The organism is Agromyces mariniharenae (genome assembly GCF_008122505.1).
Taxonomy (GTDB): Bacteria; Actinomycetota; Actinomycetes; order Actinomycetales; family Microbacteriaceae; genus Agromyces; species Agromyces mariniharenae.
In genome coordinates, this window is sequence record NZ_VSSB01000001.1 from 2,355,636 (window position 1) to 2,367,816 (window position 12,181).

The following is a 12,181-nucleotide window of genomic DNA, read 5'->3' on the forward strand; positions in this document are numbered from 1 at the left end:
TCCGCTCCTAGAGGTCGCCCTCCGCGGCCACCGCGTCGACCTTCTCCTCGATGATGTCCTCGAGGGGGCGGGTCGTCTGCGCGGGAGCCTTGCTCGCCTGCTCGGCGGCCTCTTCCGCGTCGAGGTCGGTCGCCGCCTGCTCGAACTGCGAGTTGTAGAGGCGCCAGTACGCGCCCTGCTTCGCGATGAGCTGCTCGTGGTCGCCCTGCTCGACGATGTCGCCGTGCTCCATCACGAGGATGAGGTCGGCGTCGCGGATCGTCGAGAGCCGGTGGGCGATCACGAACGAGGTGCGACCCTGTCGCAGCGCCGCCATGGCGTGCTGCAGCAGCAGCTCGGTGCGGGTGTCGACCGAGGACGTCGCCTCGTCGAGGATCAGCACCGAGGGCTGCGACACGAACGCGCGGGCGATCGTGATGAGCTGCTTCTCGCCCGCCGAGACGTTCGAGGCCTCCTCGTCGAGCACGGTCTCGTACCCGTCGGGCAGCGAGTGCACGAACCGATCGACGTACGTCGCCTTCGCGGCGGCGATGATCTCGTCGTCGGTCGCGGTCTCGCGGCCGTAGCGGATGTTCTCGCGGATCGTGCCGGCGAACAGCCACGGGTCCTGCAGCACCATGCCGGTGCGGGCGCGGACGTCGTGCCGGGCGAGCTCGGCGATGTCCTGCCCGTCGAGCAGGATGCGGCCGCCGTCGAGCTCGTAGAACCGCATGATGAGGTTCACGAGCGTCGTCTTGCCGGCGCCCGTCGGTCCGACGATCGCGACCGTCTGCCCGGGCTCGACGCGGAACGACAGGTCGCTGATGAGCGGACGGTCGGGCGTGTACGAGAACGAGACGTTCTGGAACTCGATCGTGCCGTCGCCCTCCACCGGCGCCGGCGCGTCGGAAGCGTCGGGGTCCTGCTCGTCGGCGTCGAGCAGCTCGAAGACGCGCTCGGCCGAGGCGGTGCCCGACTGGACGACCGCGGCCATGCCGCCGAGCTGCGACAGGGGCTGCGTGAACTGCTGCGAGTACTGGATGAACGCCTGCACGTCGCCGAGTCGGAGCTGCCCGCTCGCGACCATGAGGCCGCCGAGCACCGCGATGCCCACGTAGGTCAGGTTTCCGACGAACATCATGCCGGGCATGATGATGCCCGAGAGGAACTGCGCCTTGAAGGAGGCCTCGTAGAGCTCCTCGTTCTCGTCGCGGAACTTCTGGCTCGAGTCCTGCTCGCGGCCGAAGACCTTGACGAGGGCGTGGCCCGAGAAGGACTCCTCGACGCGTGCGTTCAGGCGGCCGACCTTCTTCCACTGGACGCCGAACGCGGCCTGCGACTTCGGGCCGATGACGCCGAAGATCACGCCCATGAGGGGCAGCGCGACGAGGGCGACGAGCGAGAGCTGCCACGAGATCGAGAACATCATGATGATCACGCCGAGCACCGTGAGCACGCTCGTGAGCGCGCTCGACAGCGACTGCTGCATCGTCTGCGTGATGTTGTCGATGTCGTTCGTGACGCGCGAGATCAGCTCGCCCCGCTGCATCCGGTCGAAGTAGCTGAGCGGCAGGCGGTTGACCTTGGACTCGACGTCCTCACGGAGTCGGAACATGGCCTTCACCATGATCACGTTGATGACGTAGCCCTGGATCCACGAGAGCACGGATGCCACGACGTAGAGCATCAGCACGACGATGATGACCTGGCTGAGGCGTACGAAGTCGATGCCCTCGCCGGGTGTCAGCGTCGCCGCGCCGACGATGTTCGCCAGGTCCTCCTGCCCGGTGGCGCGGAGTTGCTCGACGACCTGCTCCTGCGTCACGCCCGAGGGCAGCTGCAGGGAGATGAAGCCCTCGAAGATGATGTTCGTCGCCTCGGCGAGCACCTTCGGCGCGATGACCGTGAGCACGACGCCGATGGCGCCGAGCAGCGAGACGAACGCGAACGACCACTTCCACGGCGCGAGCAGGCCGAGCATCCGCCGGAAGCTCTTGCCGAAGTCCTGCGCCTTGCCGGGCTTCACGCTGTCCCAGTCGCCGGAGTTGAGGCGGGCCTGCTCGGCGAGCTCGGCCTCCATCCGCTCCTCTTCGGTCAGCTCGGGCTCGACCACGGGTGCGCCGCGGCGGCCACGGCCGCGTCCGCGGCCCTCGTTCTTCATGTCCGCGCTCATGCCCGTGCTCCCGCCGCCAGCTGCGACTCGACGATCTGGCGATACGTCTCGCAGGTCTCGAGCAGCTCCTCGTGGGTTCCGATGCCCACCATGCCGCCGTCGTCGAGCACGACGATGCGGTCGGCGTCGGTGATGGTCGACACGCGCTGGGCGACCACGATCTTGGTCACGTTGGGCAGCTCGCGCCACAACGCCTGCCGCAGCCTCGCGTCGGTGGTGAGGTCGAGCGCCGAGAACGAGTCGTCGAAGACGAGGATGTCGGGCTCGTGCACGATCGCCCGCGCGATGGCGAGGCGCTGGCGCTGGCCGCCGGAGACGTTCGTGCCGCCCTGCGAGATGCGTCCGTCGAGGCCGCCCTCCTTCTCGGCGACGAAGTCGCTGCCCTGGGCGATGGCGAGGGCCTCCCACAGCTCGGCATCCGTGGCATCCTCACGACCGAACCGCAGGTTCGAGGCGATCGTGCCGGCGAACAGGAACGGCCGTTGCGGCACGAGTCCGATCGTCTTCCAGAGCCGGTCGAGGTCGGCCTCGCGCACGTCGACGCCGTTCACGAGCACGGAGCCGCCGGTCACGTCGAAGAGCCGGGGGATGAGCGACACGAGCGTCGTCTTGCCGGCGCCCGTCGAGCCGACGATGGCGACGGTCTCTCCGCGGTTCGCGCGGAACGAGATGCCCTCGAGCACGGGGTGCTCGGCGCCCGGGTACTGGAACGCGACGTCGCGGAACTCGATCGTGCCGACCTCGGGGAAGGCCGAGACCGGGTTCTCGGGACGTGCGAGCGTCGACTGGTTGTCGAGCACCTCGCCGATGCGCTCGGCCGAGACCGCGGCGCGCGGGATCATGATCGTCATGAAGGCGGCCATGAGCACGCCGCCGAGGATAATGCCGACGTACTGCATGAAGGCGAAGAGCGTGCCGATCAGCACGTCGCCCTCGTCCACCTCGATCGCGCCGAACCAGAGCACGGCGACGACGGTGACGTTGAGCACGAGCATGAAGAGCGGGAAGAGCGTGATGAACAGGGTGCCGACGCGGCGGCCGACATCCATGATGTCGGTGTTCGCCCCGCGGAAGCGCTGCTCCTCGATGCGCTCCCGCACGAATGCGCGCACGACGCGGATGCCCGTGAGCTGCTCGCGCAGGATGCGGTTCACGTTGTCGAGCTTCTTCTGGTACGAGCGGAACAGCGGCACCATGCGGGTGATCACGACGGCCGCGACGACCAGGATGATGAGCACCGATGTCCAGATGAGCCAGCTCAGCCCGACGTCTTGGCGCAGGGCCATGACGATGCCGCCGATGGCGAGCAGCGGCGCCTGCACGAGCATGGTCGCGCCCATCATGGCGAGCATCTGCACCTGCTGCACGTCGTTCGTGTTGCGGGTGATGAGCGAGCCCGGGCCGAACTGCGACACCTCGCGCTCGGAGAACCCGCTCACCTTGTCGAAGACGTCGTTGCGGATGTCGCGGCCGAGCTTCATCGCCGCCTTCGCCGCGAAGTAGGTCGCGATGATGGCCGCCGTGATCTGGGCGAGCGAGATCGCCAGCATGAACGCGCCGGTCGACCAGATGTACTCGGTGTCGCCCTTGCTCACCCCCTCGTCGATGATGTCGGCGTTGAGGCTGGGCAGGTAGAGCGACGCGAGCGCCGACACGAACTGGAACACCAGCACGCCGAGCAGGAGCCACCCGTATGGTCTGAGGTAGCGGATCAAGAGTTTGCCGAGCATGGTTCTCCGGGAAGGGCGGGGTGGATGGCGGGAGCGTGAGGGACCCGCGGGGGCGCGACGCCGAACCCCCGATCGGCATCGCACCCGCTAGTCTGCATCGAACCCCGACCCTCCGACATCATCCGTCCGGCCGATATCGCTGAGAGCGCAATCATGGGCGCGATCGGGCCTCAGAGGACGGGGCTGGGCGCCATCCGATAGGCCGTCAGCGAGGCGATCGCGAGCCACGCCCAGCCGGCCACGACGGCGAGCCAGAGCAGTCCCACGCCGGCGGGCGCCATGGCGAGCGCCGCTCCGCCGAGGAAGCCGAGCACGATGACGGCGGCCGCGACGTACGACGTGATCGCGACGCCGCGCCGGCGCTCGCGACGGAACCAGCCGCCCGCGACCACGGCGGCCGCGGCCAGGCTCATGAACCCGATCGCGCCCGCCACGAGGTGCAGCAGGCCGCTCACCGACGCCGTCGTGGCATCCGTGCCCCCGGGCGGGAAGCCGCCCATCGGGTCGGGCGGGAACAGCGCCGCGCCGAAGAGGCTCACGCCGTAGAGGCCGAGCAGGATGCCGGTCGCGACCCCCCGGCCGCCCGGCAGCAGCCGTGCGAAGCCCAGCGCCGCGGCGAGCACCATGAGCCCGCTGAGCACGAGGTTCAGCGCCTGGATCCAGCCGAGCGGTCCGAGCAGCAGCAGGCTCAGGGCGTGCCGCGACAGGTCGAAGCCGGGAACGAGGAGCGCCTGGGCGAGCCCGACCACGAGGTAGAAGGGTCCGGCCACGACGCCCCAGCCGAGGAGCGACTTCGTGACGGCCCGGCCGCGATCGAACGTCGCGCGGGGCGTGGTTCCGGGGACTGCGTTCGACATCGTGCTCACCTTGTCCGTCTTCGTTCGTGTGGTGCGAGGGGTCGTGGGCATTTTCTGCCCTCTTCGGTGTAGTATTGCACCGAGTCATGCAAAAGTAAACGGATGAGTGCAAGAGATTCGGAGCCGGGATGAACAGCGCGACGTCGACGACCGGCCGGGCCGATTACGAGGACCCGCGCATCACGCGCTCCCGCGCGCTCATCATGGAGGCCGCCACTCGCGTCTTCCTGCAGCGCGGCTACCCCGGCACGAGCGTCGACGACATCGCCGCCGAGGCCGGCGTCTCGAAGCGCACCGTCTACAACGTCTTCGACGACAAGGAGCAGCTCTTCCGCGCGATCCTCGACCAGGCGATCACGACGGCCGAGCGCTACTCCCTCGCGTTCGGCGAGACCGCGGGCGGGGCCGACGACGTCGAGGCGGCGCTCACGGCGCTCGCGCGCGAGCTCGCGGCATCCGTGCTCAGCGGTCGCGTGGTGCCGCTGCGGCGGCTGCTCATCGGCGAGGCGTCGCGCTTCCCCGAGTTCGCCGCGGAGTACTACGAGCGGGCGCCCGGACGCGTGATGACGGCCGTCGCCGGCGCGCTGCGCGGCTTCGGCGAGCGCGGGCTGCTGCGCATCGACGACCCCGAGCTCGCCGCAGAGCACTTCGCCTTCCTCGCGATCGGGCCGTCGCTCGACCGGGCGCTCTTCGACCTCGAGAGCGACACGGATGCCGCGACGGCGACCCGCGCGGTCGAGCGCGCCGACCGCGGCGCCGCCGCGTTCCTCCGCGCCTACGCGGCCTGAGCTGCGCGTCGCGGCCGACGCCCGCGGAGTCGTTCCGGATTCAGGCATTCAGCCCGGATTCAGGCCGGTTCGTGGCATCCGCGCCTGAATCCGCGCCGATCGCCTGAATCGCGCCGGGGCGCGAGCGGGAGGGGTGGCGAGGGCGGTCCGTGAGACCAGAATGGACCGCGGAGGTCGACGATGAGCACGCACGAGGTCCTGAACCAGGCACCGGCCCGTGAGGGCGTCGACGAGTTCGCGGCGAACGTGCCGCTCGTCGAGGCCGTCGCGCGCTGGGGGCGCGGGGGGTCGCAGACGGGCGGCGGCTCGCCCGCGCCCGATTCGCCCGACGCCGACGGCATCGACGCGGCATCCGTGCTGCACGACCTCGGACGGCACGTCGGCTCGGCCGCCTTCCAGCGCGACGCGGAGCGGGCGAACACCCAACCGCCGGTGCTGCACACGCACGACCGGTGGGGCGACCGCATCGACGAGGTCGAGTACGACGACGCGTACCACCGCATCATGGCCGCGGCGGTGGGCGCCGGCGCGCACACGTCGGCGTGGGCCGAGCCGGGTCCGGGCGCGAACGTCGAGCGCGCGGCGGCGTTCTTCCTGCTCGCGCAGGTCGAGCCCGGGCACGCGTGCCCGGTGTCGATGACGCACGCCGCCGTGCCGACGCTCGAGCTCGCGGCATCCGGGCTCGCGCGCGACTGGATGCCGCGGCTGCTGAGCCGGGAGTACGAGCCGGGGCTGGGCGGGTCGGGGGTCGCCAAGCGGTCGGCGCTCGTCGGCATGGCGATGACCGAGAAGCAGGGCGGATCGGACGTGCGTGCGAACACGACGCGCGCCGAGCCGACCGGATCCGACGGGCCGTGGGGCCGCGAGTTCCGGCTGACGGGCCACAAGTGGTTCTGCAGCGCGCCGATGAGCGACGCGTTCCTCGTGCTCGCGCAGGCGCCCGGCGGGCTCAGCTGCTTCTTCGTGCCGCGCGTGCTGCCCGACGGCTCGCGCAACGTGTTCCGCATCCAGCGCCTGAAGGACAAGCTCGGAAACCGGTCGAACGCGTCGAGCGAGATCGAGCTCGACGGCACGGCGGCGTGGCTCGTCGGCGACGAGGGCCGCGGCGTCGCGACGATCGTGCAGATGGTCACCCGCACGCGACTCGACTGCGTCATCGGCACGGCCGCGGGGATGCGCCAGGCGGTCGCCGAGGCTTCGTGGCACGTGCGACACCGTCGCGCGTTCGGCGAGCTCCTCGTCGACCAGCCCGCGATGCAGGCGGTCGTGGCCGACCTCGCGCTCGAGTCCGAGGCCGCGACGGTCACGGCGATGCGGCTCGCGCGCGCCTACGACGATGATGCGGATGCTTCGGAGCAGGCGTTCCGGCGCCTCGCCACGGCCGTGTCGAAGTACTGGGTCTGCAAGCGCGGCCCCGGTCATGCGCATGAAGCCCTCGAGTGCCTCGGCGGCAACGGCTACACGGAGGCGTTCCCGCTCGCCCGGCGCTACCGCGAGCAGCCGCTGCTCGCCATCTGGGAGGGCTCGGGCAACGTCATCGCGCTCGACGTGCTGCGGGTGCTGGCCCGCGAGCCCGAGGCGTTCGACGCGTTCTTCGCCGTGGTCGCCGACGCGACGGGGGAGCACGCCGCGCTCGACCTCGAGGTCGCCGAGGCGCAGGCGGTCGTGCTCGAGGTGTCGCGGGATCCCGCGAGCGGCGCCGTGCGCGCCCGGGAGCTCACCGAGCGGCTCGCGCTCGTGCTGCAGGCGTCGCTGCTCGTGCAGCACGCGCCGGCCGCCGTCGCCGACGCGTTCGTGCGCTCGCGGATCGAGGGCGACGGCGGCACCATGTACGGCGCGCTGCCGCCCGGCCTCGACACGGCCGCGATCCTCGCGCGGGCGTAGGTCGCGAGCCTGCGCGGGCGCTCCCTCGCCTCAGCTCCGGATCGGCACGTACCGCGCGACCGTCACGCCCTTCGGAGTCGTCGTACTGTGCGTGAGCTCCATCGGCTGGTGCGTGGAGCCGAACAGCTTCGTGCCGGTGCCGAGCACGAGGGGGTGGATCACGAGCACGTACTCGTCGATCAGGTGCGCCGCCGCGAGCGACCGCACGACCATGCCGCTGCCGAGGATCGAGAGGTCGGGGCCATCGCCGTGCTTCAGCGTGGCCACCGTCTTGATCGCGTCGCCGGCGAGGAGCGTCGAGTTCTCCCACTCGAGCCGGGTCGCCGCGTTCCGCGACACCACGAACTTCTCGACGCGGTTCAGGTACTCGGTGTACGGGTTGCCGTCGGCCTGGTGCGGCCAGAACGCCGCCATGCTGCGGTACGTGCGGTGCCCGAACAGCATCGCGCCGTCGGCGCCCATGCCGACGGCCATCTCGGCCGCCAGCGCGTCGTCGCTCCCCGCGATGGCCCATCCCCCGTACGGGAACTCGCCGCGGGTGTCCTCCTCACGCGACGCCGGCGCCTGCATGACGCCGTCGAGGGAGATGTTCTCGGTCACGGTGATCCTGCGCATGCGGCCCATCCTCCGCCCGGATGCCGCGCGCCGCCAGTGTCGGGCTCTGCGTGCCGCGCATGGCGAGAGTGCTCGAATGGTCGGTATCCGACGCCGGAAGCGACCGTTCGAGCACTCTCGAGAAGATGGGGGCGAGGCGAGCGGGATCAGCCCGCGAGCAGCCGCTCGAGCGCCGCGAGCGCCGGGCGCTGGCCCTTCACGAGGCGGTCGAGCGCCTCGTCGGGGGTGAACCAGGCCGCGGCATCCAGCTCGGGGAACGACTGGCGCCGCCCTGACCGGGGCGGCCACTCGATCTCGAACAGGTTGCTGCGCACGTCGTCGGGGTCGAAGTCGGACTCGCCCGCGAACACGTGCACCACCTTGCCCGAGGAGTAGCGGAACGCGCCGAGCTCCCGGTACTCGACATCGGGCGCGGGCCGGCCCACCTCCTCGGCGAACTCGCGCAGCGCGGCGGCGAGCGGCGTCTCGTCGGTGAAGGTGCCCTTGGGGATCGACCAGGCCGACGCATCCTTGCCGCGCCAGAACGGCCCGCCCATGTGCCCGAGGAACACCTCGAGCCCCGGCTGCCGCCGGTAGAGCAGGATGCCCGCGCTGGTCTCCGCCATGCGGACACGCTACCCCCGCCGCGCGCTCAGCCGCGCCAGACGAACGGCGGATGCCCCGTCGGCGCCTCGCCCGCCGCGACGAGCCGCGCGAGCCGCACGGCCCCGTCGAGCGGCGTCCCAGCGGCCGCGACGAGCGTCGCGGCGGGGGCGAGCCGACCGAACTCGGCCGCGAACGACTCGGCAAACGCGCCGCCCGCCGCGAACACCCCACCCGTCCCGGCCGCGAGCGGTGGCACTTCGGGGTCGAGCGCGGCGGCGAGCGTGGCCGCGACCTCGGTGCCGGCCCGCCGCATGATGTCGGATGCCACGGCGTCCCCGGATGCCGCGAGCCCCGCGACATCCGCCGCGAACCCGGCGAGCAGGCCCGCACGGTCGGGCCGCGTGAGCAGCTGCCCGGGCCAGGACGGCGCCGCGCCGAACCGCGCCACGGCCGCCTCGAGGAGCGCCGCGGCATCCGTCGTCACGCCGTCGTGCGTGCGGATCGCCGCCTTGAGCGCCTCGATGCCGATCCACGCGCCGGAGCCGCGGTCGTCGAACAGGTGGCCCCAGCCGCCGACGCGCTTCCAGCGGTCGCGCAGGTCGGTGCCGATCGCGATCGCGCCCGTGCCCACGGCGACGACCGCGCCGCCGCGTCCGCCGAGGACGCCGAGGTGCGCGGTGACCGCGTCGATCGCGAGCGCGACGGGCGCGCCGGCGGCATGTGCGAGCCGAGCGGCCGCATCGTCGGGGGAGCCGACGAGGGAGGCGAGGCCGGTGGCGCCGACGCCGACGCCGGTGAGCGCGGCATCGGGCCACGTGGTTCGCACGTCGGCGATGAGGGCTACGGCGACGTCGACGGTGCTCGATCCGCCGGATGCCACGGCGACCCGGCCGCCCTCGAGCACGCGCCGCTCGGCGCCCACGGGTGCGCCCGCCGCGCCGGACCCTGCGAGCGGCTCGAGCGCCGCGCGCGATCCCGTGCCGCCGACGTCGATGCCGAGCACCCAGCGTGCGGCGCCGGACTCGCCGGACTCCCAGCCGCGCGATGCGACACTCTTCACGGCCCGAGCCTACGGCCGGGGCATCCGACGCGCCCTCGTGAGGTCGCAGGTTTCCGGAAGATCACGATTTCGGAAATAACTTGCAAACATTGCATCGCTCACGAATACTACTTCCCAGTGTCACATTCCGGGCGCGTGTCGCGCCATCGAGATTTCCAATGAAGGAGGCATCCATGAAGAAGCGCTTGCTGCCCGTCGCCGTGCTCGCCACGGCCGCGTTCGGGCTCACCGCGTGTGCGGGCGGGTCGAACAGTGGAGACGGCGGTGACGTCAGCGCCGAGGGCGAGACCCTCAACGTCTGGATCATGGAGGGCACGAACCCCGACTCCGACGCGTTCTTCGACGAGGTGGGCGAGGCGTTCACCGAGGAGACCGGCGCGGAGCTCAACGTCGAGTTCGTGCAGTGGGCGGACGCCCACGACCGGTTCGTGACGTCGATCGCCGGCGGCACGACCCCCGACGTCGCCGAGACCGGCACCACCTGGACCGCGGAGTTCGCCGACGCCGGCGCGCTCGCCCCCATCGGCGACTACGTCGACGACGAGGGCCTGGGCGACGACCTCGTCGAGGGCCTCGTGACCTCGGGCACCTACGACGACGAGCTCTACGGCATGCCCTGGTACGCCGGCGTGCGCTCGCTCGTGTACCGCTCCGACATCTTCGAGGAGCTCGGCCTCGAGGCGCCGACCAGCTGGGACGAGATCGTCGCGGCGGGCGAGGCCATCAAGGCCGCCCACCCCGAGATGATGGCGTTCGCGGTCCCCGGCGACGCCGAGTTCGGCGTGTACCCGTGGGTCTGGGGCGCCGGCGGCGAGGTCTCCGTCCAGGAGGGCGACGAGTGGGTCTCGGGGCTCGACAGCGCCGAGTCGCAGGAGGGCATCCAGTTCTACACCGACCTCGCGCTGAAGCACGGCTTCTCGTCGGCCGGTGCGACCACGTGGAAGGAGACGGACGTCCTCGACAACTTCTCGCAGGGCAACGTCGCCATGGCGCTCATGGGCTCGTGGACGCCCGCCGCGATCGTCGAGAAGAACGCCGAGCTCGAGGGCAAGTTCGCCGCCACCCCGATCCCCGGCAAGGACGGCGGCATCGCCCCTTCGGTCTTGGGCGGCTCGCACCTCAGCATGTTCAACACCGCGAAGAACCCCGAGCTCGCGTGGGAGTTCATCAAGCTCATGACCACCGGTGAGTTCGCCGAGCAGTGGGGCGAGCAGTCGGGCTACTTCCCGGGCCAGCAGTCGCTCCTCGCCGAGACCATGGAGTCGGACGACCCGCTGGTCGCACCCTTCGCCACGCAGCTCGTCGACGGCGGCGGCACCGTGCCGGTGACGCCGAAGTTCGGCGCCGTGCAGGCGAAGAAGACCACGAACACCGCCATCCAGGCGATCCTCTCCGGGCAGAAGACGGTCGAGCAGGCCACGTCCGACGCCGCAGCGGAGATGAACGAGATCATGAACGGCAACTGAGTCCGTGACCTCGACGATCCAGGTACCGACGTCCGCGCGGGGGGCCGAGTCCCCCCGCGCGGGCGGCGGCCCCGTTCAACGCAAGAACCCGATCACGCGGCTGCGGCCGTGGCTGCTGCTCGCGCCCGCCCTCGCGGTGCTGGCCGTGCTGCTGCTCTGGCCGCTCGTGCGCGTGTTCCTCTTCTCCCTGCAGGACTACGGCCTGCGCGAGATCGTCTCGGGCGAGCCGAACTGGATCGGCATCGACAACTACCTCGAGGTCTTCACCGACCCCACCCTCTGGACCGTCGTCCTCCCCAACACCGTGGGCTTCGCGGTGCTCGCCGTCGCGGGCACCGTCGCCCTCGGCACGGCCGTCGCCGTGCTCATGGCCTCGCTCGGACCCTTCTGGCGCACCATCGTCGGCAGCGCCATCATGATCGCCTGGGCCATGCCCGCGGTCACCGGCACCTACGTCTGGGTCTGGATCTTCGACGCCGACCGCGGCATCTTCAACGAGACCCTCCAGGCCCTCGGGCTCCAGGACGAGCCCGTCAACTGGTTCACGAACCGGTACACCTTCTACGCCATCGTGCTGCTCAACGTCGTGCACCACGGCTTCCCGTTCGTCGCGATCACGATCCTCGCCGGCCTCCTCGGCGTGCCGAAGGAGATGCTCGAGGCCGCCGAGATGGACGGCGCCGGCCCGTGGCGCCGGTTCTGGCGCATCATCGTGCCGAACCTCAAGCAGGTCTTCGCGGTCGTCATCATCCTGTCGACCATCTGGGACTTCAAGGTCTTCGCGCAGGTCTACCTCATGCCCGGTGGCTCGGGCTCGAACCGCGAGGCGCTGAACCTCGGCGTGTGGTCGTACGTCGAGTCGTTCGGGCAGAACCGCTACGGCTTCGGCTCCGCCATCGCGGTGCTGCTCACCCTCGTGCTCCTCGCGATCACCGTCGTGTACGTGCGCACCATGCTGAAGGAGGAGGAGCTGTGAGCACCGTGACGCCCGCCCCCACGACCGCGCCCGCGGCATCCGCTGCCGTCGCCGGCCCCGCCGACGTG

General features: G+C 71.0%; 10 protein-coding genes. 4 read left to right on the forward strand and 6 right to left on the reverse strand.

Annotated elements, in window-relative coordinates:
* Positions 1-7: 7 nt before the first annotated feature.
* The 3 genes from FYC51_RS10820 to FYC51_RS10830 form a co-directional block, all read right to left on the reverse strand.
* Complete coding sequence (locus FYC51_RS10820) at positions 8-2,059, reverse strand: ABC transporter ATP-binding protein (RefSeq protein WP_420797245.1); 2,052 nt, start codon at positions 2,057-2,059, stop codon at positions 8-10.
* A gap of 89 nt (positions 2,060-2,148) precedes the next feature.
* Positions 2,149-3,882 (reverse strand): ABC transporter ATP-binding protein, encoded by a 1,734-nt coding sequence (locus FYC51_RS10825; RefSeq protein WP_148733538.1) that lies wholly within the window; start codon positions 3,880-3,882, stop codon positions 2,149-2,151.
* Between the two features lie 170 nt (positions 3,883-4,052).
* Positions 4,053-4,739, reverse strand: coding sequence for a DUF998 domain-containing protein (locus tag FYC51_RS10830; RefSeq protein ID WP_148733539.1), 687 nt, complete (start codon positions 4,737-4,739; stop codon positions 4,053-4,055).
* Positions 4,740-4,867: 128 nt separating this feature from the next.
* Here FYC51_RS10830 and FYC51_RS10835 point away from each other — a divergent pair, with 128 nt between their 5' ends.
* Both FYC51_RS10835 and FYC51_RS10840 read left to right on the forward strand, forming a co-directional pair.
* Entirely contained in the window at positions 4,868-5,527 is a 660-nt protein-coding gene (locus tag FYC51_RS10835) for a TetR/AcrR family transcriptional regulator (RefSeq protein ID WP_148733540.1), read from the forward strand.
* A gap of 180 nt (positions 5,528-5,707) precedes the next feature.
* On the forward strand, positions 5,708-7,411 hold the full coding sequence (locus tag FYC51_RS10840; RefSeq protein ID WP_148733541.1) for an acyl-CoA dehydrogenase family protein: 1,704 nt from the start codon (positions 5,708-5,710) through the stop codon (positions 7,409-7,411).
* A gap of 30 nt (positions 7,412-7,441) precedes the next feature.
* Here the strand turns inward: FYC51_RS10840 and FYC51_RS10845 are convergent, their stop codons facing one another.
* From FYC51_RS10845 to FYC51_RS10855, 3 genes are all read right to left on the reverse strand, one after another.
* Positions 7,442-8,026: a dihydrofolate reductase family protein gene (locus FYC51_RS10845; protein WP_187432587.1), complete on the reverse strand. Its 585-nt coding sequence runs from the start codon at positions 8,024-8,026 to the stop codon at positions 7,442-7,444.
* 146 nt (positions 8,027-8,172) lie between these two features.
* Entirely contained in the window at positions 8,173-8,631 is a 459-nt protein-coding gene (locus FYC51_RS10850) for an NUDIX hydrolase (protein ID WP_148733543.1), read from the reverse strand.
* A 26-nt stretch (positions 8,632-8,657) separates the two neighbouring features.
* The gene (locus tag FYC51_RS10855) at positions 8,658-9,671 is read right to left on the reverse strand and encodes an N-acetylglucosamine kinase (RefSeq protein WP_222863236.1); all 1,014 of its coding nucleotides are present in this window, start codon (positions 9,669-9,671) and stop codon (positions 8,658-8,660) included.
* A 173-nt stretch (positions 9,672-9,844) separates the two neighbouring features.
* Here FYC51_RS10855 and FYC51_RS10860 point away from each other — a divergent pair, with 173 nt between their 5' ends.
* The gene (locus tag FYC51_RS10860) at positions 9,845-11,137 is read left to right on the forward strand and encodes a sugar ABC transporter substrate-binding protein (protein ID WP_148733544.1); all 1,293 of its coding nucleotides are present in this window, start codon (positions 9,845-9,847) and stop codon (positions 11,135-11,137) included.
* Positions 11,138-11,141: 4 nt separating this feature from the next.
* Positions 11,142-12,113: a carbohydrate ABC transporter permease gene (locus tag FYC51_RS10865; protein WP_148733545.1), complete on the forward strand. Its 972-nt coding sequence runs from the start codon at positions 11,142-11,144 to the stop codon at positions 12,111-12,113.
* Positions 12,114-12,181: the final 68 nt, after the last annotated feature.

Excerpts from the sequence above, each read along its gene's own strand:
- FYC51_RS10835 (WP_148733540.1), top strand. The coding sequence starts at position 4,868 with ATGAACAGCGCGACGTCGACGACCGGCCGGGCCGATTACGAGGACCCG.
- FYC51_RS10830 (WP_148733539.1), bottom strand. The coding sequence starts at position 4,739 with ATGTCGAACGCAGTCCCCGGAACCACGCCCCGCGCGACGTTCGATCGC.
- FYC51_RS10860 (WP_148733544.1), top strand. The coding sequence starts at position 9,845 with ATGAAGAAGCGCTTGCTGCCCGTCGCCGTGCTCGCCACGGCCGCGTTC.
- FYC51_RS10850 (WP_148733543.1), bottom strand. The coding sequence starts at position 8,631 with ATGGCGGAGACCAGCGCGGGCATCCTGCTCTACCGGCGGCAGCCGGGG.
- FYC51_RS10840 (WP_148733541.1), top strand. The coding sequence starts at position 5,708 with ATGAGCACGCACGAGGTCCTGAACCAGGCACCGGCCCGTGAGGGCGTC.
- FYC51_RS10845 (WP_187432587.1), bottom strand. The coding sequence starts at position 8,026 with ATGCGCAGGATCACCGTGACCGAGAACATCTCCCTCGACGGCGTCATG.
- FYC51_RS10825 (WP_148733538.1), bottom strand. The coding sequence starts at position 3,882 with ATGCTCGGCAAACTCTTGATCCGCTACCTCAGACCATACGGGTGGCTC.
- FYC51_RS10820 (WP_420797245.1), bottom strand. The coding sequence starts at position 2,059 with ATGGAGGCCGAGCTCGCCGAGCAGGCCCGCCTCAACTCCGGCGACTGG.